This window comes from Martinezella hainanensis (genome assembly GCF_900094555.1).
In the GTDB taxonomy this organism is placed as follows: domain Bacteria; phylum Pseudomonadota; class Alphaproteobacteria; order Rhizobiales; family Rhizobiaceae; genus Rhizobium; species Rhizobium hainanense.
On sequence record NZ_FMAC01000001.1, the window covers coordinates 1,084,159 to 1,105,951 of the forward strand.

13 protein-coding genes and 1 pseudogene are annotated in these 21,793 nt (G+C 61.7%); 9 read left to right on the top strand and 5 right to left on the bottom strand.

What is annotated here, in order from left to right; genetic code table 11:
- The first annotated feature begins 119 nt into the window (after positions 1-119).
- Together GA0061100_RS05305 and hemH are read left to right on the top strand one after the other, a co-directional pair.
- Positions 120-2,222 carry a 5'-nucleotidase C-terminal domain-containing protein gene (locus tag GA0061100_RS05305; protein ID WP_075851620.1) on the top strand — a complete coding sequence of 701 codons (2,103 nt, stop codon included), beginning with the start codon at positions 120-122 and terminating at the stop codon, positions 2,220-2,222.
- Between the two features lie 97 nt (positions 2,223-2,319).
- Positions 2,320-3,354, top strand: coding sequence for a ferrochelatase (hemH, locus tag GA0061100_RS05310; RefSeq protein ID WP_075851621.1), 1,035 nt, complete (start codon positions 2,320-2,322; stop codon positions 3,352-3,354).
- A 33-nt stretch (positions 3,355-3,387) separates the two neighbouring features.
- Here the strand turns inward: hemH and GA0061100_RS05315 are convergent, their stop codons facing one another.
- The gene (locus GA0061100_RS05315; RefSeq protein WP_075851622.1) at positions 3,388-4,296 is read right to left on the bottom strand and encodes a S1C family serine protease; all 909 of its coding nucleotides are present in this window, start codon (positions 4,294-4,296) and stop codon (positions 3,388-3,390) included.
- A 300-nt stretch (positions 4,297-4,596) separates the two neighbouring features.
- Here GA0061100_RS05315 and GA0061100_RS05320 point away from each other — a divergent pair, with 300 nt between their 5' ends.
- Positions 4,597-5,613, top strand: coding sequence for an SPFH domain-containing protein (locus tag GA0061100_RS05320; protein ID WP_075851623.1), 1,017 nt, complete (start codon positions 4,597-4,599; stop codon positions 5,611-5,613).
- Between the two features lies 1 nt (position 5,614).
- Complete coding sequence (locus GA0061100_RS05325) at positions 5,615-6,073, top strand: NfeD family protein (RefSeq protein ID WP_075851624.1); 459 nt, start codon at positions 5,615-5,617, stop codon at positions 6,071-6,073.
- Here the strand turns inward: GA0061100_RS05325 and GA0061100_RS05330 are convergent, their stop codons facing one another.
- Positions 6,074-7,069, bottom strand: coding sequence for a KpsF/GutQ family sugar-phosphate isomerase (locus tag GA0061100_RS05330; RefSeq protein ID WP_075851625.1), 996 nt, complete (start codon positions 7,067-7,069; stop codon positions 6,074-6,076). It abuts the gene before it with no gap.
- Between the two features lie 197 nt (positions 7,070-7,266).
- On the opposite strand from GA0061100_RS05330, the gene GA0061100_RS05335 reads away from it, so the two are divergent.
- Positions 7,267-8,784 (top strand): outer membrane beta-barrel protein, encoded by a 1,518-nt coding sequence (locus GA0061100_RS05335; protein ID WP_075851626.1) that lies wholly within the window; start codon positions 7,267-7,269, stop codon positions 8,782-8,784.
- A gap of 93 nt (positions 8,785-8,877) precedes the next feature.
- Here the strand turns inward: GA0061100_RS05335 and galU are convergent, their stop codons facing one another.
- Positions 8,878-9,765: a UTP--glucose-1-phosphate uridylyltransferase GalU gene (gene galU, locus GA0061100_RS05340; protein WP_075851627.1), complete on the bottom strand. Its 888-nt coding sequence runs from the start codon at positions 9,763-9,765 to the stop codon at positions 8,878-8,880.
- A gap of 203 nt (positions 9,766-9,968) precedes the next feature.
- Between galU and GA0061100_RS05345 the strand changes: the two genes are divergently transcribed.
- The 3 genes and pseudogenes from GA0061100_RS05345 (at position 9,969) to GA0061100_RS05355 (ending at position 13,451) form a co-directional block, all read left to right on the top strand.
- Positions 9,969-11,192 carry a lytic murein transglycosylase gene (locus GA0061100_RS05345; RefSeq protein ID WP_075851628.1) on the top strand — a complete coding sequence of 408 codons (1,224 nt, stop codon included), beginning with the start codon at positions 9,969-9,971 and terminating at the stop codon, positions 11,190-11,192.
- 80 nt (positions 11,193-11,272) lie between these two features.
- Positions 11,273-12,463 (top strand): SGNH/GDSL hydrolase family protein, encoded by a 1,191-nt coding sequence (locus tag GA0061100_RS05350; protein ID WP_075851629.1) that lies wholly within the window; start codon positions 11,273-11,275, stop codon positions 12,461-12,463.
- Between the two features lie 238 nt (positions 12,464-12,701).
- Positions 12,702-13,451, top strand: a pseudogene (locus GA0061100_RS05355) (aminoacyl--tRNA ligase-related protein).
- 63 nt (positions 13,452-13,514) lie between these two features.
- Here GA0061100_RS05355 and GA0061100_RS05360 read toward each other — a convergent pair.
- Together GA0061100_RS05360 and gltB are read right to left on the bottom strand one after the other, a co-directional pair.
- Complete coding sequence (locus tag GA0061100_RS05360; protein WP_075851630.1) at positions 13,515-14,969, bottom strand: glutamate synthase subunit beta; 1,455 nt, start codon at positions 14,967-14,969, stop codon at positions 13,515-13,517.
- Between the two features lie 177 nt (positions 14,970-15,146).
- Positions 15,147-19,871 carry a glutamate synthase large subunit gene (gene gltB / locus GA0061100_RS05365; RefSeq protein WP_075851631.1) on the bottom strand — a complete coding sequence of 1,575 codons (4,725 nt, stop codon included), beginning with the start codon at positions 19,869-19,871 and terminating at the stop codon, positions 15,147-15,149.
- 566 nt (positions 19,872-20,437) lie between these two features.
- Here gltB and GA0061100_RS05370 point away from each other — a divergent pair.
- A complete protein-coding gene (locus GA0061100_RS05370; protein ID WP_075851632.1) occupies positions 20,438-21,484 on the top strand; it encodes a threonine aldolase family protein in 1,047 nt (348 codons plus the stop codon).
- Positions 21,485-21,793: the final 309 nt, after the last annotated feature.

Genomic DNA, 21,793 nt, shown 5'->3' on the forward strand with positions numbered 1-21,793 from the left:
ATCCTAATGAAGCCAACAGCTTTTGCTTGCGCTCGCTCCGCCGGGATGAAAACATCGGCGCGGGGGACCGCCGTGGGGGCACAGGCGGGCCGGATTGCAATGACCAACAGGAGAGACAGATGAAGCAGCCCTTCGGAGTGGGTCTTTTGGCCGCAACGCTGCTGGCGCTGAGCACCAGCGCCGCCTTCGCCGACTATCAGCTCAACATCCTGCACTTCAACGATTTCCATTCGCGCGTGGAGTCGATCAACAAGTTCGACGCGACCTGCTCCGCTGCAGAAGAGGCCAAGAACGAGTGCTTTGGCGGTGCCGCGCGGCTGAAGGCAGCCATCGACCAGAGGCGTGCCGCCCTTGCTGGCCAGAACGTCGTCGTCCTTGATGCCGGCGATAATTTCCAGGGCTCCTTGTTCTACACCACCTACAAGGGTGCCGCCGAAGTCGAATTCCTCAACGACATGAAGATCGACGCCATGACGGTCGGCAATCACGAATTCGACGATGGCGAAGGCCCGCTTGCCGCCTTCCTCGACAAGGCGCAATTCCCGGTCGTAACGGCCAATCTGGTGGTCGACGACCAGTCGAAGCTCGGCAACCGCATCAAGAAGTCGATCGTGCTCGATATCGGCGGCCAGAAGATCGGCATCGTCGGTGCCGTGACGACCGAAACGCCGGAGCTTGCTTCGCCCGGTCCGCATGTGAAGATCACCGACGATGCGGCCGCCATCAGCGCCGAAGTCGACGCGTTGAAGTCGCAAGGCGTCAACAAGATCATTGCTCTCACCCATGTCGGCTATCCCCGCGATGTCGAGAAGATCGCCAAGATCGCCGGCGTCAGCGTCGTTGTCGGCGGGCACTCGCACACGCTCTTGTCGAATACCGACCCGAAGGCAGCCGGCCCTTATCCGACCATGGTCGACAATCCCGCCGGCTATAAAGTCCCCGTCGTCCAGGCCGCGTCCTATAGCAAATATCTTGGCGATCTTGTCATCACCTTCGATGACAATGGCGCTGTCAAGGACGCCAAGGGCGATCCGATCCTGCTCGATGCCTCCATCAAGCCCGATCCGACGATCCTCGCACGCGTGCAGGAGATGGCAAAGCCGATCCAGGAACTACGCAAGAAGATCATCGGCAATTCGCAAGGACCGATCGAAGGCGCGCGTGAAATCTGCCGCGTTCAGGAATGCTCAATGGGCAATCTTGTCGCCGACGCGATGCTCGACCGCACCAAGGCGCAGGGCATTTCCATCGCCATCCAGAATGGCGGCGGCTTGCGCGCGTCCATCGGCGCTGGCGATGTCAGCATGGGCGACGTGCTGACCGTGTTGCCCTTCCAGAACACAGTCGCAACCTTCCAGCTGACCGGAGCCGACGTAAAGGCGGCACTCGAAAACGGCCTCAGCCAGATCGACGACGGCGCTGGCCGCTTCCCGCAGGTTGCCGGCCTCAAATACAGCTTCGACAAATCGAAGCCGCCAGGCAGCCGCCTCGTATCGGTCGACGTGCAGGAAGGCACGGAATTCAAGCCGATCGACCCGGAAAAGACCTATGGCGTCGTCAGCAACAACTATATGCGCGCCGGTGGCGACGGCTATACCGTCTTCGCCAAGGACGGCAAGAACGCCTACGATTTCGGCCCCAATCTGGAGTCGGTGGTCGCCGATTATCTCGGCGCGCACAATCCCTATAAACCCTATACGGATGGCCGCATAACCCAAGTTGCCGCAACGGCGACAATCGCTCAGCCGGAGCCGGCGAAGCCCGCCGCAACGGCGCCGCAGGCCGGAACCGAGCAAAAGCCGGCACCGGCCGCCGCCAACAGCGGCACCGCAGCGCCAACCGCAACGCCGCCGACCTCGACGGCTCCCGCCGTGGCCGCGCCGAGCACGACGACCCCGGTCAACCCGACGCCCACGCCGACCGTTCCGGCAAATTCGGATCCGGCAGCCTCGACACCCGCCGCCTCGGCTCCAGCGGCGCAAACTCCGGCCACCTCCGCACCCGCGACCACGGCTCCGGCAACGGCAGCGCCCGAGGCCAAGGCAGGCGAACCGCCGAAGACACCGACGACCCACGTCGTCATCGCCGGCGACACGCTGTGGGATATTGCCAAGACCTACTACGGCAACGCCAAGCAATGGCACAAACTCGTGGCCGCCAACCGCAACATCAAGCCGCATCACCTGACGGTCGGCGAAAAGTTGAGGATTCCGGCCAAGTAAGGACGATTTGTCTCGCTTGCCCCAGCCGGTCCGGGCTTCCCCGGACCGGCTTTTGTTCTTATGTGAAGTGCTTCGTATCTTGAGAGGAATTCGATCGATGACAGCAGACCTGACCGCGCTTGCGCCCAATCACCCGAGCGTGAAATACGGCAAGGTCGGCGTGCTGCTCGTCAATCTCGGAACACCCGACGGCACCGACTACTCCTCGATGCGTCGCTATCTGAAAGAATTCCTGACCGACCGCCGCGTCATCGAATGGTCGCGCTGGAAATGGTATCCGATCCTGTTCGGCATCGTGCTCAACACTCGTCCGGGGAAAGTCGGCAAGGCCTATGCGACGATCTGGAACAAGGAGAAGGACGAAAGCTATCTGCGCACCTATACCCGCAACCAGTCCGACCTGATGGCCGAGCGGCTGCGCGACCTGCCCAACGTCAAGGTCGACTGGGCCATGCGCTATGGCCAGCCGTCGATCGCGGATCGAATCCAGGCACTGAAGGACGATGGCTGCGAGCGCATCGTGCTCTTTCCGCTCTATCCGCAATATGCGGCGGCCACGACGGCTACCGTCAACGACAAGGCGTTCGAGAAGCTCCAGAAGATGCGCTGGCAGCCGGCCATCCGCACCGTGCCGCAATACCACGACGACGAGACCTATATCGAGGCGCTAGCCAATTCCGTCACCCGGCACCTTGCGACGCTCGACTGGCAGCCCGAAAAGATCCTTGCGTCCTTCCACGGCATACCGATGTCCTACTTCAAGCTGGGCGATCCCTATTACTGTTTCTGTCAGAAGACGGGCCGCCTGCTACGGGAGAAACTTGGGCTCTCCGAAGACCAGTTCATGGTCACGTTCCAATCGCGCTTCGGCCCGGAGGAATGGTTGCAGCCTTATACCGACAAGACCGTGGAGCAGCTCGCCAAGGATGGCACCAAGCGGATTGCCGTACTCAATCCTGGCTTCGTCTCGGACTGCCTCGAGACGCTCGAAGAGATCGCCGAGCAGGCGGCGGAATCCTTCCATCACAACGGTGGCGACAAATTCACCCATATTCCCTGTCTCAACGACAGCGAAGACGGCATGAACGTGCTGGAAAAGGTCGTGCGGCGGGAGCTGCTCGGCTGGGCGTGACAGACCGCCGGCAGCGATGCCGGCGACACGGCTCTATTGCAGCTGCGGCTTTCTGAGGAAACTGCCGCGATCGGCGGACTTGATTCGGATCCAGGCCTCGCGGCCGTCGCGCAGCACCCGCATGGGAATCTCGGAGCCGGCGGGGCCGCTCTGCCAGATCTTGCGGTAGAAATCGGCAAGCCCATCGACCTCGCCGTCGCGGATTTCGGAGATGACGTCACCACGACGCAAGCCCGCCTTGGCGGCCGGACCACCTTCGGTGACGCTCATGACGACGACCTCGCCGTTGCTTTCGGCGGAGAAGGCGCCAAGCCAGGGCCGCGGCGGCTTGTTGACATGGCCGCGCTTGATCAGATCATCCAGGATCGGCATCAGAAGGTTGATCGGCACGATCATGTTGATGTCGGCGCTGTCGCCGTTCTGGGTCGCCATCTGCAGATGCAGCGAGCCGATGCCGAGAAGCTTGCCATCTTCATCGACAAGCGCCGCTCCGCCCCAGGAGGGATGGGCCGGTGCCGTGAAGATCGCTTCGTCGAGCAGATATTCCCAATAGCCGGCAAACTCCTGCTTGGCGACGATCTTCGCCTCGACGAACTGGCCGATCCCGTCGGCCACGACGACTTCATCGCCGATCTCTGCCTTGTTGGTATCGCCGAATTCGAGGGCGGGCACGTCGAGAGGCCCGAGCGCCTGCACGAGGCCGAAGCCTGTCTCCTGATCATAGGCAAGCGCATGGCCGGGCACGACACGGCCGCTATTGGTCGTCAGCCAAACCTCGTCGGCTTCGGTAATCAGATAACCGATCGTCAATACCAGGCCATTTCCGCGAATGACAACGCCACTGCCCTCCCTGCGGGTGCCGAGCGTTGCGGCCGTAAAGGCGTCTTCCGGAATTGAGGCGTGCACGGCCACAACCGACCGCAAGGTCCTATCTAAGTTCATAGCTTCACCCTGATGATGCGCGATGGCTTGGCCCGAAAGGCTGCTTGGCAGCGGAGCCGGAAATCTCCATATAAAGTATGAATATCAATCGCCGGGCGCAAGACCCAGACGACGATTGGTTGACCTGTCTCATAGCAAAACGCCTGCTGCAGCCCCATTCCTCACTTGCCGAGAACATGCTAACCCACCACATCTAATTGAGCTGCCGCCTCATGAGCTCGACCGAGCATAGGGAGGCCGAACGGTAGCGGTTTACGCGACGCGAGCCTGCTCAGGCAGGCGCGTCCATGGAGGAGTTCGATGGTCATGGGTGGTTTCAGCATCGTTGTGATTGCCCTGGTGGTCTTGGTCATCCTGGTGCTGTTTGCAGGCATCAAGACCGTACCGCAGGGTTATCGATACACGGTCCAGCGCTTCGGTCGCTATATCCGCACGCTAGAGCCGGGGCTCAATCTGATCGTGCCCTTCATCGAGACGGTCGGCGCGCGCATGAATGTGATGGAACAGGTGCTGGCCGTGCCGACACAGGAGGTCATCACCAAGGACAATGCCAGCATCTCGGCCGATGCGGTTGCCTTCTTCCAGGTGCTGAATGCAGCCCAGGCCGCCTATCAGATAACCAATCTCGAAAGCGCGATCCTCAACCTCACCAAGACCAACATCCGCTCGGTCATGGGCTCGATGGATCTCGACGAGCTGCTGTCGAACCGCGACGCCATCAACGAGCGGCTGCTACGCGTGGTTGACGAGGCGGCCGAGCCCTGGGGCATCAAGGTAACGCGCGTTGAAATCAAGGATATCCAGCCGCCGAAGGATCTCGTCGACGCCATGGCGCGGCAGATGAAGGCAGAGCGCGAAAAGCGTGCGCAGGTTCTGGAGGCGGAAGGCATGCGCAACGCGCAGATCCTGCGTGCCGAAGGCGCCAAGCAGGCCGCCGTGCTCCAGGCAGAAGGTCAGCGCGAGGCAGCCTTCCGCAATGCCGAGGCGCGCGAACGCCTGGCCGAAGCCGAAGCGAAAGCGACCCGCGTCGTGTCCGAGGCGATCGCCGAGGGCAACGTGCAGGCGATCAACTACTTCGTCGCGCAGAAATACACCGAAGCGCTGGCGGCGATCGGCTCTGCCGGCAATTCGAAGATCGTACTGATGCCGATGGAGGCGAGCTCCATCATCGGCTCCCTCGGCGGCATCGGCGCCATCGCTCGCGAAGTCTTCGGCGACAATGGCGACGGCAATGGCGCGCCGCAACCGCCCCGCCCGCGCCCGGCCTCCGCCCGCACGACACCCTCGATCAATCCGTTGACGCCGAAGGAGAGCTGACATGTTCGACAATCTCATCGTCGAACTCGGCCCCTGGAGCTGGTGGCTCGTGGGTCTGGTGCTGCTTGCCGCCGAGCTCGTCCTGCCGGGCTTCTTCCTTGTGTGGATCGGGCTCGCCGGCATCATCGTCGGCGCCTTGTCGCTCCTCTTCTGGGAGAACAGCTTCTGGATCTGGCAGGTACAGGGATTGGTCTTCGCAGCCACAGCGGTCATCGTCACCCTCATCGGCCGCCGTTATCTCTACAACAACAACCAGGTGACCGACGAACCGTTCCTGAACCGGCGCAGCGCCAGCCTCGTCGGGCGCACGGCAACACTCGACCAGCCGATCGCCGAAGGCCGGGGACGCATTCGCCTGAACGATACCTATTGGACTGTCAGCGGGCCGGACCTACCGGTCGGCACCCGCGTCAAGGTGGTCGCAAGCAACGGCCGCGAACTCACCGTCGAACCGGTCTGATCAGGCGACGCCGATCCGCAGCAGATCGTGGAAATGCACGACGCCGATCGGTCGGCGCGCTTCGTCTATGACCATGAGCGCCGAGATATTATGACGGTTGAGCACGGCCATGGCGCTCGTTGCCAGCGTCGTTTCCTTCACCGTCTTCGGATTACGGGTCATCACCTCGTCGACGCGCATCTCGGCAAGGCTGGTGCCGAGATTGCGAGCGATGTCGCCGTCGGTGACGATGCCGCACAGGCAGCCATCATCATCGATCACACCGACACAGCCGAAACGCATTTTCGATAGCGTCATTGCCGCTTCCGGCATGCCGGTTCCAAGTTTCACCAAAGGCACGCGGTCGCCCTTGTGCATGATATCGGCCACATGCGACAGGCTGGCGCCGAGTTTGCCGCCCGGATGAAAGGTGCGGAAATCCTCGGCCGTGAAGCCACGTGCCTCCAGCAGCGCCACGGTCAGCGCATCGCCGATGGCAAGCTGCAGCAGCGTCGATGTGGTTGGCGCCAGCCCGTGCGGGCAGGCTTCCTGCTCCTTGGGCAGCAGCAGGACGACATCCGACTCGCGAGCAAGCGTGGAAGTCTCCCCCGCGGTGATGGCGATCATCGGAATCGAAAAACGGCGGGAATAGCTGATGATGCCGCGCAGCTCAGCGCTCTCACCGCCCCAGGAGATGGCGATGATGACATCAGCCTGCGTGATCATGCCGAGATCGCCATGATTGGCTTCGACCGGATGTACGAAGAAAGCCGGTGTACCCGTGGAAGCCAGGCTTGCGGCGAGTTTGTTGCCGATATGGCCGCTCTTGCCGACGCCGGTGATGACGACACGGCCGCTGATATCGCCGATAAGCTCGACAGCGCGGCTGAAGGGCTCGGCCAAGCCGTTGGTCAGCGCGCGTTCCAGCGCCTCCATGCCCCGTCTCTCGGTCTCGATCGTTCGCATTGCGGATTCGATCGCACCGTTCTCGATGAGTCTTACAGCTCTCTTATTCATGAGCGAGGCCTAACGCTTTTCTGCAAATCTGTCCACCAAAGATCGACTTATGGCGATGCGACAACCTGCAACGCCTTCCCGACAAATATTATCGAACCCTTTCTTGTCGCCATCGCTTGGCAACCAAGCGTTAACCACGCAGCTTTACACTTGGGTAAGAATTTAGGTCATTTCCAGCAGGGTCAGATATAAACAACATGGGCATCGGCAAGGACAAGGCGGGTCATGGTGCCTTCCGGCTGGCGGCATGGGCGGGTTCCGCCATGCTCAGCTGGGGTATCGCATTCGCCGCTCCGCTGCCGGCCAACGCCCAATCGCTGTCAGCCGACCAGAACCTCGACGATACGTTGCCTGCCCCGACATCGGCATCCCCAACCGATCCGAATGCCGCGCCCGCGGCCGATACCCAGGCAGCTCAATCGGCGAACCAGACATCGACCGGCAGTGATACGGCGCCGAATATGCGCCTCCGGCTCGGTGGTATCGACCCCACAACCACCGGCTCGACACTGGATAACGATCTGCGCCGCGTAAATCTGCGCGAACCAGGCGTTGATGACTTGAGAGCCCGCCAGTATCCGGATCGGGCAGACGTCCAGGGCATCCCGCTCGGCACCTTCACTCTGAAGCCTTCGATCAACCAGTCGATCAATGTCGAACGGGATCGCACCGGCGACACCAAGGACAATCGCGGCTTCCTGCAGACCGACTTGCGCAGCACCCTGACTTCGGACTGGGACCGGCATGCGCTGACCGTCACCGGCGAAGGCGTCTGGCAGAAGAACATCAGCGGCACCGGCGAGGAAAAGCCGACCGTCAATCTTAATGCCGACCTGCGCCTGGATCTTCCCGCCGACACGACGGCGCATGTCACCGCCGGCTATCAATTCTATCGCGAGGATACGAGCGATCCCAACGCGATCGCCGGCGCCTCGAAGCAATCCGCCGTCAACCAGTACACGGCCGGGCTCTCTCTGGAGCGCGATTTCGGCCTGCTGCGCGGCACGACGGCCGTGGCGCTGACACGCAGTGTCTATTCCAATGCCGTACTCTCCGACGGGACAACGGTCACCCTCAGCGACCGCAACCAGACGGCCGGAACCTGGCGCGGACGCATCGGCTACGAACTATCGCCGGCGATCATTCCCTTCGTCGAAGTCGATCTCGGCCGTGCCGTCTACGACCAGACGCGCGACAGCAACGGCTATGCCCGCTCGAATCAGAGCTATGGCGGCAAGGGCGGCGTCGAATTCGACCTCGGCGAAAAATTCAAGGGCGAGCTCGGATTCGGTTACCAGCACACGCAATTCGACGATTCGCGCCTCGCCTCGGTCGACTCGCCGACGATCGACGGCAGTCTCGCCTGGTCGCCGCAGCGCGGCACCGATATCAGCGTCGGCCTTTCGACTACGGTCCAGCCCTCCACCACGGCCGGCCTCAGCGGCTACACCGCCTATCAGCTCACGAGCACCGTAAGCCATCAGCTGCGCGACGATCTCACCGCCAAGCTGACGGGAGGCCCGACCTGGCGCAATTACCCCTCCAATGGCAGTGCCGCCGACGAGGTCGAATACGACGCCGCTTTCGGGCTGACCTGGGGCATCAACCGTTACCTCGATCTCACCAGCAATGTCGGCTATCAGCTGACGACGAGGGATGTGGGCGACAGCACCCGCCAGTTCCAGGCCGGCCTGGGCTTGACCGTAAAACGCTGAACACCGCCTTCGCTTGAACCCAAGTCATCCGCTCAAATGAATTGAGGCCCGGCAGATGCCAGGCCTCAAGATTTTCTTCAAAAGGTCAAACCCTTATTTCAAGGCCGAAATCAGCGCCTTGAAATCGTCCTCGATGGTCGGACGAATATCGTCGCGCGCCAAGGCGAAGGCGACATTGGCGAGGATGAAGCCATCCTTTGCACCACAGTCGAAAGTCTGGCCCTGGAAGTGATAGCCGGCGAAATCCTGCGTCTTGGCAAGCTTCAGCATGCCGTCCGTCAGCTGGATCTCGTTGCCGGCGCCGCGCTCCTGGCTTTCCAGGATACGGAAGATTTCCGGCTGCAGAATGTAGCGGCCGTTGATGAAGAAGTTGGACGGAGCCGTGCCCTTGGCCGGCTTTTCGACCATCTCCGTGATGCGGAAACCGCTGCCGATCGTCTCGCCGACACCGACGATACCGTATTTGTGGGTCTGGTCGGGAGCGCATTCCTCGACGGCGATGACGTTGCCGCCGCTATGCTCGTAAAGCTCGATCATGCCCTTCATGCAGCCCTTTTCGGCGCGCATGACCATGTCGGGCAGCAGCAGCGCAAACGGCTCGTCGCCGACGATCTCGCGGGCACACCAGACGGCGTGGCCGAGGCCCAGCGGCTCCTGCTGGCGCGTGAAGCTCGCCGTGCCGGCCTTCGGCAGCAGGCCGTTCAACAGCGATAGTTCGGCATTCTTGTTGCGCTGGCGCAGCGTCTGCTCGAGCTCGAACTGAATGTCGAAATAGTCTTCTATGACGTGCTTGCTGCGGCCGGTCACGAAGACGAAATGCTCGATGCCAGCTTCCATCGCCTCGTCGACGACATATTGGATGACCGGCTTGTCCACGACGGTCAGCATTTCCTTCGGCACCGCCTTGGTCGCCGGCAAGAACCGCGTCCCTAGTCCGGCAACCGGAAATACTGCCTTACGAACCTTCTTATGCTGTCCCACTCATACCTCCTGGGCATTAAATCAGTTGGCACCAAGCCATTCTAAAGGTCAGTAGATTAAATTTGCTACTGTTTTGCAAATAATGACTGATGCGGACTTCCATGGTAAAGAATTTGTTGACTTCGTTCGTTTAGCGTCACGCATGGGCCGATGCTATGTGCATCGCCGCACCGAAATCCAACGATTGATGGACAAGGCTGTAGATGACCGTAAACCGCAAACACTCCCTTCGTGGTCTCGCTCTGGCGCTCGCGCTCGGCGCCTTGGCGGGATTCCTTCCCGTTAACGCCAATGCTGACCCTGGGTTCCAAAAATGGATCGCGGGCTTCTACGCTACCGCCGCAAAGAGCGGCATTACGCAATCGACCTACCGCAATGCATTTGCCGGCGTGACGGACCCAGACCCCACGGTCCTCGAAAAAGCGCAGTACCAACCGGAATTCAAGTCCCAAATCTGGGATTACCTCGACTCCCGTGTCAATCCCTATACGGTCGATATTGGCCGCAAGATGGCAGTCAAGTACGGGTCCACACTGCGCACGCTCGAACAGCACTTCGGCGTCGACCGCAATATCATGCTGGCCATCTGGTCGATGGAATCGAATTACGGCGAGGTTCTGGCCAAGAACGATCGGCTGCACTACGTGCCCCGCGCACTGGCGACGCTTGCCTATGCCGATCCGAAGCGGGCGAACTATGCCAAGAAGCAGCTCATCGCCGCGCTGAAGATCCTGCAAAAGGGCGATATCTCGCGCAAGGACCTGAACGGTTCCTGGGCCGGCGCCATGGGCCATACGCAGTTCATTCCGACCAGCTACCTGCTCTATGCCGTCGATGCCGATGGCAGCGGCCATGCCGATATCTGGAATTCCATTCCGGACGCCCTGGCGACGACAGCCAATCTTCTCGCCAAGAACGGCTGGGATACCGGCCGTACCTGGGGTTATGAAGTCGTCGTGCCACCGGGCGGCAGCGCCCAGGCCGGCAAGACACATACGATTGCGCAATGGGCGGCCCTCGGCTTCGTGCGCCCCAACGGCAAGGGCTTCCGCACGACCTCCGATCGCGCGCAGCTGAAGATGCCCGGCGGTCCGAATGGTCCCGGCTTCCTGATGGCCGGAAACTTCTTCACCATCAAGCGCTACAATGCCTCCGACAGCTATGCGCTCGCCGTCGGTCTGCTCGCGGACCAGATCGCCGGCTATGGCGGCATGCAGCAATCCTGGCCTCGCCCGAGCGGCGCGCTCGACGTCAAGCAGAAATTCGAGCTGCAGACGCGTTTGAAGGAGCTCGGTTATTATGACGGCGTGGTCGATGGCAATTTCGGCTCGGGCTCCAAGGCTGCGATATCAGCCGTTCAGGAACGCATGGGCATGGATGCGGATGGCGAGCCCTCGATGAGCCTGCTGAAGGCATTGCGCAAGTAAGCCGCGTCGAGCGAATCCGGGATCGCCGGACGATGAAATCGTCCTCATGCGACCACGGAGTCGTGAGCGGAAAAGAAGCTATGATGAAACACTCTGCCCGCGCGACCATGGCAACTCTAAGGATTGTTCTGACGGCATTCCTCGCCGTCATCATCGCGCTTGGCTGCCTGCCGAACATGGCACAGGCGCAGGAGCGGCCGCGGCGAAACCTGCTGGACATGCTGTTTGGCACCCGCGAGCCCGATTATCCGGACCAACCGGCCGAGCAGCCGCCGCCGCGGCGCAAGGTACAGCCAAAGAAGCGGCCGACCCCGCCGCCGCGCCAGCCGGTCGCGCAGCCGGAAACGCCGCCACCGGCGGAAAAGCTTCCCGACGCCAAGACCATCCTCGTTGTCGGCGATTTCCTGGCGAGCGGCTTGGCAACCGGGCTGGAGGATGCCTTCTCCACCTCCCCCGGCGTCGTCGTCCAGTCGCGCGGCAACGTCGCCTCCGGCCTCGTGCGGCAGGACTACTACAATTGGCCGCAGCAATTACCCGGGATGATCGACCAGCTGAAGCCGGCCATGGTCGTCGTCATGATCGGCGCCAACGACCGCCAGCAGATGATCGGCGATGGGCTCAACGAGAAGTACGGCACCGACCCGTGGTTTCTCGCCTATGAGGAGCGCGTACAGCAATTCGCCAAGCTGGTGACGAGCCGCCACATTCCTTTGCTCTGGGTCGGCCTGCCCTCCTTCGGCTCTGATCAGCTGACCGCCAGCGCGGTCAAGCTCAATCAGGTTTACCAGAGCCAGATGACCAGCGTCGGCGGCGAATTCATCGACATATGGGACGGATTTACCGACCAGAACGGCGAATTCATCGTCACCGGTTCGGATATCAACGGCCAGCAGGTCCGGTTGAGGACGGCGGACGGCGTCAATCTGACGGCAGCCGGCAAGCGCAAGGTCGCCTTCTATCTGGAGAAGTCTGCCCGCCGAATCCTGGGCGATCAGGCAAGCCCCGACATCACGCGCCTGGACACCGGCAATCCGCCGCCGGCGCAACAGGCCAATCTTCCCGGCGCAGAATCGGAAAAGATCACCCGTACGCAACCCATAAGCCTCTCCGACCCCGATCTCGACGGCGGCTCGCAGCTTCTCGGCAGCACCCCTGTCCCTGCGGCGGTGACATCATCGCCACGCGATCTTCTGGTCGAGAAGGGCCAGATGGACCCGGCGCCGATCGGTCGTGTGGACGACTACAGATTGCCAGGATCGGTCGCGCGGTAGATATCGCGGACGCCGTTTGACAACAATGCACCCCGCCAATAGAAGAGTTGCATGAGCACCAAGAGCGCAGATCATATCGATCGTTACCGCACCTGCCCGCAGGCTGCGATTGTGCGCGCTTTCTCCGGCCGAGGTCTCCGCGTCCAGTCGTGACAGCCGGAGCGATTGGCGTGTCCGGCGGCTGCTGGACGTAAAGCCCTCACCTCAGGACATCAACGTTGCCCATGGAGAATGGCACGTGCTCACTATCTATAACGTCAATTCGCTCGTTCACTGGGAAGAGCGGGACATCAAGTTGCGCGACGACTTCGTCCGGTTCTTTTCCGACGAAGTGGCGAGCTTCCTGCGATCTTCAAACCCCGCCTGGGATATCCGAAGAGTCGAGGCTCCGACCCTGATGCCTCGAAACCTCGTCTCGGATGCCTATTCCAATTCGGACATATGGGCACAGCAGCAAATGTCGAACACCGAGGCCGAACTCGTGCTGCGGCCGGAAACGACACCCTCAACCTACATCTACATGCAGCACCTGCTCGTAAATCATTAGAGAACAAGACTGCCGCTATGCGTCTGGCAGGCGGGTAAATCCTATCGCCGGGAGCAGGACCAGCCGAGCAAGCATGTGCGGCTCAAGGAATTCTGGCAGCTCGAGTTCCAATGCGCCTTCACCGCCGACAGCGGCAATGACTACCATGCCGCCTCGCTGGAACCGGTTCGCCGGATGATCGCCTCGGTGATCCATCTGCCGACGCGGATCGTGCCGTCCGATCGCTTGCCGGCCTATTCCCAGGTCACGATGGATATCGAGGTCGACAACGGCGACAAATGGATGGAGGTCTGCTCGATTTCGAGACGCACGGACTTCCCCCAGCGCTATCGCAGCCAGCAGAAGAAAGGGCCGGCGATAGACCATGACGTCGCGGTGCTGGAAATTGCCATCGGTCTCGACCGCTGCATCTACAACTGGAACATCGCCGCAAGCCGATAACGACAAAGGCCGGGTTCATTGCGAACCCGGCCTTTGGTCACAACATGAAAACAGCCGCGAATTTTAGTTCGGCAGAACCGTCGAACCCATCAGGGCCTCGTCGATCGCACGCGCGGCCTGGCGGCCCTCGCGGATCGCCCAGACGACCAGCGACTGGCCGCGGCGAATGTCGCCGGCCGTCCAGAGCTTGTCGATCGAGGTCTTGTAGTCCTTATCGTTGGCAACGACGTTGGTCGAACCGCGACGGTCCGTGTTCAGCGTCAGCTTGCCGTCGAGTTCCTTGAGCACGCTGTCGGTGAACGGGCCGCGGAAGCCGATGGCGATGAAGGCGAGATCGGCGCGGATGACGAATTCCGTGCCGGCGATCGGCTTGCGGCGCTCATCCACTTCGCAGCACTTCACACCCGTCAGCACGCCGTCTTCGCCGATGAATTCAAGCGTTGCGACCTGGAATTCGCGAACCGCACCTTCGGCCTGCGAAGAGGAGGTGCGCATCTTCGTCGCCCAGAACGGCCAGACGGCGAGCTTGTCTTCCTTTTCCGGCGGCTGCGGACGAATGTCGAGCTGGGTCACCTTCACCGCGCCCTGGCGGAATGCCGTGCCGACGCAGTCGGAGGCCGTATCGCCGCCGCCGACGACGACGATATGCTTGCCGCCGGCCAGGATCGGATCGGCGGGCCAGCCGACGCTGTCGATGTTTTCGCGGCCGACGCGGCGGTTCTGCTGCACGAGATAGGGCATGGCGTCATGGACGCCTGCGAGCGTCGTGCCGGGAATGCCGGCTTCGCGCGGGGTTTCCGAGCCGCCGCAATAGAGCACGGCATCATAGTCTGCCAGAAGCTGCTCCATCTTCACGTCGACGCCGACATTGACGCCGCAATGGAAGGTGACGCCCTCACCCTTCATCTGCTCGACGCGGCGGTCGATGAAGTTTTTCTCCATCTTGAAGTCCGGGATGCCGTAGCGCAGCAGACCGCCGGCCTTGCTTTCGCGCTCATAGAGATGGACGTCGTGACCGGCGCGGCCGAGCTGTTGGGCGGCTGCCATGCCGGCAGGGCCGGAGCCGATGATCGCAACCTTCTTGCCCGTATGCACGGTTGCCGGCTGCGGCCGGATGAAGCCGAGCTCATAGGCCTTGTCGGCGATCGCCTGCTCCACGGTCTTGATGGCGACCGGTGCATCTTCCAGGTTCAGCGTGCAGGCTTCCTCGCAAGGGGCGGGGCAAACACGGCCGGTGAATTCCGGGAAGTTGTTGGTCGAATGCAGGTTGTGGATCGCCTGTTCCCAATTGTTGTTGTAGACGAGGTCGTTCCAATCGGGGATCTGATTGTGCACCGGGCAGCCGGTCGGGCCATGGCAATAGGGAATGCCACAGTCCATGCAGCGGGCTGCCTGTTTCTGCACTTCCGGGTCCGACATGGGGATCGTGAATTCACGGAAATGCCGGATGCGATCCGACGCCGGCTGATACTTCGCCACCTGCCGGTCGATTTCCAAGAAGCCTGTTACCTTGCCCATGCTTTCGTTTCCTCACTCTAAAAGAGGAGCTCATGGCTCCCGTGCCTGAGGGTCATCTCGGTTTCCCTGTCCGGCACTTTAATTCAAATCCGATTCCGCTGTTCGACGGTCGCGATCGCCGTGACGGCGATCGCAATGCGAGGCGAAACCCTCGACTGGTTTCAGAACCGGGGCGGATTACTCCGCCGCCACGCTCATCCGGCTGCGCTCCATTTCCTCAAGGGCGCGGCGGTACTCGACCGGCATGACCTTGCGGAATTTCGGGCGATAGTCGGCCCAGCGATCGAGGATCTCCTTGGCTCGCGTCGAGCCCGTATAATGGAAGTGGTTCGAAATCAGCTGGAAGAGACGCTCTTCGTCATGGCGCGTCATGTCATCCGAGACGTCGACACGTCCCTTGTGCATGATGTCGCCGCCGTGATGATGCAGCTTCTCCAGCAGCTCGTCCTCTTCGGGAACCGGTTCCAATTCGACCATCGCCATGTTGCAGCGACGGGCGAAATCGCCCTTCTCGTCGAGCACATAGGCCACGCCACCCGACATGCCGGCCGCGAAATTGCGGCCGGTTTCGCCGAGCACAACGACGACGCCGCCAGTCATGTATTCGCAGCCGTGGTCGCCCACGCCTTCGACGACGGCGATAGCGCCGGAGTTTCTGACCGCGAAGCGCTCGCCCGCGACACCGCGGAAGTAGCACTCGCCCTCGGTTGCGCCGTAGAGCACGGTGTTGCCGACGATGATCGAGTGTTCAGCGATGATCTTCGAGTTTTCCGGCGGGCGGATGATGATGCGGCCGCCCGAAAGGCCCTTGCCGACATAGTCGTTGCCGTCACCGACGAGGTTGAAGGTCACGCCGCGCGCCAGGAACGCGCCGAAGGACTGACCGGCCGTTCCCCTCAGGGTGACGCTGATCGTGTCGTCCTTCAGGCCGCGATGGCCATAGCGCTTGGCAACCGCGCCCGACAGCATGGCACCGGCCGAACGGTCGACGTTCTTGATGTCGACTTCGAAGGCGACAGGCGTCTTTGAAGCAAGTGCCGGCTCGGCCTTCTCGATCAGCTTGCGGTCGAGAATGTCGTCGATCGGGTGCTTCTGCACCGTCGTCCAGTAGGTCTCTTCCTTGGCGGCTTCGACCTTGTGGAAGATGCGGCTGAAGTCGAGCCCCTTGGCCTTCCAGTGGGCGAGCATGTCGTCCTTTTCCAGAAGCTCGGAAGCGCCGATGATGTCGTCGAGCTTGGCAACGCCAAGCGAGGCGAGGATCTCGCGCACTTCTTCGGCCACGAAGAAGAAGTAGTTGATGACATGCTCCGGCGCGCCCTTGAAGCGCTTGCGCAGCACCGGATCCTGGGTGGCGACGCCAACCGGACAGGTGTTGAGGTGGCACTTGCGCATCATGATGCAGCCGGCCGCAATCAGCGGCGCGGTGGCAAAGCCGAATTCATCGGCGCCGAGCAGCGCGCCGATGATGACGTCGCGGCCGGTCTTCAGACCGCCATCCACCTGCAGGGCGATGCGCGAACGCAGCCCGTTCAGCACAAGGGTCTGCTGGGTCTCGGCAAGGCCGATTTCCCAAGGCGAGCCGGCGTGCTTCAGCGAGGTCAGCGGCGAGGCGCCGGTGCCGCCGTCATAGCCGGAGACGGTGATGTGATCGGCGCGCGCCTTGGCGACGCCGGCGGCAACCGTGCCGACGCCGACTTCCGAGACGAGCTTGACCGAGACATCCGAGGTCGGGTTGACGTTCTTCAGATCGTAGATCAGCTGTGCCAGATCCTCGATCGAGTAGATGTCATGGTGCGGCGGCGGTGAGATCAGCCCGACGCCCGGCGTCGAATGCCGGGTCTTGGCGACCGTCGCATCGACCTTGTGGCCGGGCAGCTGGCCGCCTTCGCCGGGCTTGGCGCCCTGCGCGACCTTGATCTGCAGCACGTCGGCATTGACCAGATATTCGGTCGTCACGCCGAAGCGGCCGGAGGCGATCTGCTTGATGGCGGAGCGTTCCGGGTTCGGCGAGCCGTCGAAGAGCGGCATGTATCGGTCGGCTTCCTCGCCGCCCTCGCCGGTGTTCGACTTGCCGCCGATGCGGTTCATGGCGATTGCCAGCGTCGTATGCGCTTCGCGGCTGATGGAGCCGAAGGACATGGCACCCGTCGAGAAACGCTTGACGATATCGGCAGCCGGCTCGACCTCGTCGACCGAAATCGGCTTGCGGCCGAGCGCTTCCGCGCCCTTGATCTTGAAGAGACCGCGGATGGTGTTCATCCGGAGCGCCGACTCGTTGACCATTTCGGAGAACTCGCGATAGCGATCCTCGGCATTGCCGCGCACGGCATGCTGCAGGGCAGCCACCGCATCCGGCGTCCAGGCATGGCTTTCGCCGCGCATGCGGTAGGCATATTCGCCGCCGATGTCGAGCGTGCTTGCCAGCAACGGATCGCGGCCGAAAGCGGATGCGTGACGAGCAACAGTTTCCGCAGCGATCGTGTCGAGGCCAATGCCCTCGATCATGGTCGCCGTGCCGAAGAAGTACTGGTCGACCAGTTCCTGCTGCAGGCCAACTGCATCGAAGATCTGCGCGCCGCAATAGGACTGATAGGTCGAGATGCCCATCTTCGACATGACCTTGAGGATGCCCTTACCCACTGCCTTGATATAGCGGTAGACGACTTCGGTCGCGTCCACTTCCTTCGGGAATTCGCCGCGCTGATGCATGTCGAGCAGCGTGTCGAAGGCGAGATAGGGGTTGATCGCTTCCGCACCATAACCGGCCAGCAGGCAGAAATGATGCACTTCGCGCGGCTCGCCGGTTTCGACGACGATGCCGACCGAGGTGCGCAGGCCCTTGCGGATCAGGTGATGGTGCACGGCGGCCGTCGCCAGCAGCGCCGGGATCGCGATGCGGTCCGGTCCGATCTGGCGGTCGGAGAGCACGATGATGTTGTAGCCGCCGCGAACGGCCGCTTCCGCCCGCTCGCAGAGCCGGTCGAGCATCTCGGGCATGCCTTCGGCGCCACGTTCGACATCATAGGTGAAGTCGAGCGTCTTGGTGTCGAAGCGATCCTCTGTATGACCGATGGAGCGGATCTTTTCGAGGTCGCCGTTGGTCAGGATCGGCTGGCGGACTTCCAGGCGCTTGGCGTTGGCCATGCCGGTATGGTCGAGCAGGTTCGGACGCGGGCCGATGAACGAGACGAGGCTCATGACCAGCTCTTCGCGGATCGGATCGATCGGCGGGTTCGTCACCTGCGCGAAGTTCTGTTTGAAGTAGGTGTAGAGCAGCTTCGGCTTGTCGGACATGGCCGAGATCGGCGTATCCGTGCCCATGGAGCCGACGGCTTCCTGCCCCGTCGTCGCCATCGGCGACATCAGGAGCTTGGTGTCTTCGGTCGTGTAGCCGAAGGCCTGCTGGCGGTCGAGCAGCGACACGTCGCGGCGCAGCGCGCGCGGCTCCACCGGCTTCAGGTCTTCCAAGATCAGCTGCGTGCGGTTCAGCCAGCTGCGATAGGGATGCTTGCTTGACAGTTCCGACTTCACCTCGTCGTCGGAGATGATGCGGCCCTTTTCCATGTCGATCAGCAGCATCTTGCCCGGCTGCAGGCGCCACTTCTGGATGATCTTCTCTTCCTCAACCGGCAGAACGCCGGCTTCGGACGCCATGATGATGCGGTCGTCGCTGGTGACGAGATAGCGGGCCGGACGCAGGCCGTTACGATCGAGCGTCGCGCCGATCTGCTTGCCATCGGTGAAGGCGACGGCGGCGGGACCATCCCACGGCTCCATCAGCGCTGCATGATACTCATAGAATGCCTTGCGCTCGGCGGCCATCAACTGGTTGCCGGCCCATGCCTCGGGAATGAGCATCATCATGGCGTGTGCCATGGAATATCCACCGCGCACGAGGAATTCGAGCGCGTTGTCGAAACAGGCCGTATCGGACTGCCCCTCGTAGGAGATCGGCCAGAGCTTGGAAATATCTTCACCGAACAGTGGCGAGGATACCGATGCCTGGCGCGCAGCCATCCAGTTGACGTTGCCGCGCAGCGTGTTGATTTCGCCGTTATGCGCGACCATGCGGTAGGGATGCGCAAGCTTCCACGACGGGAAGGTGTTGGTCGAGAAACGCTGGTGCACGAGCGCAACCGCGGTCTCGAAACGCGGGTCGGAGAGGTCCTTATAATAGGCGCCGACCTGATAGGCGAGGAACATGCCCTTGTAGACGATGGTCGAGCTCGACAGCGACACGGGGTAGAAGCTGCTCTCCTCGCCCTCATATTCCGCATAGATGCGGTTGGAGATCACCTTGCGCAGGGTGAAGAGACGGCGTTCGAACTCCTCGTTGGTACCGGCATCGCGGCCGGCGCCGATGAAGACCTGGACATGATGCGGCTCGGTGGCGGCAATGTCGGGCGCCTTCGATAGCGAGGAGTTATCGACCGGCACGTCGCGGAAGCCGAGCAGAACCTGGCCTTCTTCGGCCACGACCTGCGTGATCGCGGTCTTGAAATGCTCGATCAACGCCTCGTCGCGCGGCAGGAAGAAATGGCCGACGCCATACTCGCCAGCCTTCGGCAGGATGACGCCCTGCTTGGCCATCTCCTCGCGGAAGAAGCGATCGGGGATCTGCACGAGAATACCAGCGCCGTCGCCCATCAGCGGATCGGCGCCGACAGCACCGCGATGCGTCAGGTTCTCGAGGATGAACAGGCCGTCGCGCACGATCTGATGCGACTTCTGGCCCTTCATATGCGCGACGAAGCCGACGCCGCAGGCGTCATGCTCGTTGCGCGGATCGTAAAGGCCCTGTTTCGGCGGGATGCCGACAGCGCGTTTCGACGTCTTGGCCGTCGCGGCAGCATTGGCTGCAGCGGTCTGGTCAAAACTCGTAAACGTCGTCCTGTTCGTCATGGTCTTCCCTCCGGTAAGGCCCGCGTCGCGGGCGCTCCTTCGTCCCGCGCGGTCCGTTTCCGGGGCCGACGCGCGACAGCGCTGTTGCAATGTGAAGATCCGGCCGCGAACCGTGGCCCCGTGAGTGGGGCCAGTCGTCAGCGTTCCGCGCCCTGCTATTCCACCGCCGCATTGCCCGCCGCCTCGAAAGGCTGGAAAGGACATGCTCCCGGTAACTATAGCTCGAAATCCCGACATCGTCAGGACCCTCTCGCGCATCTTCGGCCTTGGCGGCCAAAATAGGACAGCAACCCTGTCCTAATTCATCAGCTCTATGCCAGAAAGCTTAAGCCTTCGCAAGAGCAAAACGGCAAAATTTCGTCAACGAAAGACGGAAGATTGCCTTTGTTGCATAAATCAAGCAATAAAGTTTCGCTGCGGCGCATCATTTTATTTGTTGATTGCGTCAATCAATTTCTGTGATGCATTCTTCAAGCTCACGCTCTTGATAGGTTTTTGCATTGGCGTAATGTCCGGCCGACCCCATCTAGTCTAGCCGCAATTCAACCTTCATCTGGTGCATTTCCATGTTCTTTGCTTCCGATAACTGGGCCGGCGCCCATTCCAAAGTCGCCGAACGTCTGCTCGCCGCATCCAACGGTTTTGCCTCCGCCTACGGCACGAGCGAGCTCGACCAGCGTGTCGAAGCCAAATTCGCCGAGGTTTTCGAGCGCGAGGTTGCCGTCTTCTTCGTGGCAACGGGCACGGCCGCCAATTCGTTGTCGCTCGCCAGCGTTCAGAAGCCGGGCGGCATCAGCTTCTGCCATAACGAGGCGCATGTCGCCGAAGACGAATGCGGTGCACCCGATTTCTTCAGCGGCGCCCGCTTGGCGACGGTCGAAGGCGCTCTCGGCAAGATCGACCCCAAGGCGCTTGCCACCAAGATCGCCCGCTTCCCGCAGGATGCGGTGCATCATGGCCGCGCCGCCGCCGTGACGATCACGCAGGCGACGGAAATCGGCACGGTCTATTCGCTGGATGAGATCGATGCCATCGCCTCCATCACCAAGGCGAACGGCCTGCCGCTGCATATGGATGGCGCGCGTTTCGCCAACGCCCTGGTCGCACTCGGCGCAACGCCGGCCGAGATGACGTGGAAGCGCGGCATCGACATCCTTTCCTTCGGCGGCACCAAGAACGGCTGCTGGTGCGCCGAGGCAATCGTCTTCTTCGATCCCGAGAAGGCGAAGGAGATGCATTTCATCCGCAAGCGCGCCGCCCAGCTTTTCTCCAAATCTCGCTTCATCGCCGCCCAGTTCGACGGTTACTTCCAGGACGGCCTTTGGCTCGATCTCGCCCGCCATTCCAACGGCATGGCCGATCGTCTGCGTGCCGGTATCGAGAAGACAAACAGCGCCCACCTTGCCTGGCCGACCGTCTCGAACGAGGTTTTCACGATCATCCCGAAATCCTCTGCCAGGACAGCCGAGGACAAAGGCGCGAAGTTCTACGAATGGCCTATCCCTGAATCGCAGCCGGATCTGGTCGGCAGTGATGAAACGCTGATCCGCCTGGTCACCAGCTTCGCAACGACCGAGGCCGATGTGGCGAATTTCCTCGCTTGCCTGGCTTGATCGCACAAAAGAACGAGCGCCGGAGCCGGCTACAACCGGACGGCGCCCGCAATGGCGGCGGGGGTCAATTTTGATTCCGATGGGCGATCATGGCGAAGTTCGATAAATCGTCGCGATCGGACGCCGGTGCATTATGTACGATCATCGTCATTGCCACGACGCAGGCGACAAGTCCGGAAATGAAGATGGCACCATATATCATCGGACGACTATCCCCCCGCTACTCACCCATCGCCACCGGAGATAGCAGAAGAAGCTGACTTCCGCCTGAAATCGAGTACAGCGGAAAAAAGAGAAATGGCAGCCGGC

Bases quoted from the DNA above. Each gene is read 5' to 3' on its own strand.
- GA0061100_RS05360 (WP_075851630.1), bottom strand. From the start codon at position 14,969: ATGGGCAAGGTAACAGGCTTCTTGGAAATCGACCGGCAGGTGGCGAAG.
- GA0061100_RS05350 (WP_075851629.1), top strand. From the start codon at position 11,273: ATGATGAAACACTCTGCCCGCGCGACCATGGCAACTCTAAGGATTGTT.
- gltB (WP_075851631.1), bottom strand. From the start codon at position 19,871: ATGACGAACAGGACGACGTTTACGAGTTTTGACCAGACCGCTGCAGCC.
- GA0061100_RS05325 (WP_075851624.1), top strand. From the start codon at position 5,615: ATGTTCGACAATCTCATCGTCGAACTCGGCCCCTGGAGCTGGTGGCTC.
- GA0061100_RS05305 (WP_075851620.1), top strand. From the start codon at position 120: ATGAAGCAGCCCTTCGGAGTGGGTCTTTTGGCCGCAACGCTGCTGGCG.
- GA0061100_RS05315 (WP_075851622.1), bottom strand. From the start codon at position 4,296: ATGAACTTAGATAGGACCTTGCGGTCGGTTGTGGCCGTGCACGCCTCA.
- GA0061100_RS05345 (WP_075851628.1), top strand. From the start codon at position 9,969: ATGACCGTAAACCGCAAACACTCCCTTCGTGGTCTCGCTCTGGCGCTC.
- GA0061100_RS05330 (WP_075851625.1), bottom strand. From the start codon at position 7,069: ATGAATAAGAGAGCTGTAAGACTCATCGAGAACGGTGCGATCGAATCC.
- GA0061100_RS05370 (WP_075851632.1), top strand. From the start codon at position 20,438: ATGTTCTTTGCTTCCGATAACTGGGCCGGCGCCCATTCCAAAGTCGCC.
- hemH (WP_075851621.1), top strand. From the start codon at position 2,320: ATGACAGCAGACCTGACCGCGCTTGCGCCCAATCACCCGAGCGTGAAA.
- GA0061100_RS05320 (WP_075851623.1), top strand. From the start codon at position 4,597: ATGGTCATGGGTGGTTTCAGCATCGTTGTGATTGCCCTGGTGGTCTTG.
- GA0061100_RS05335 (WP_075851626.1), top strand. From the start codon at position 7,267: ATGGGCATCGGCAAGGACAAGGCGGGTCATGGTGCCTTCCGGCTGGCG.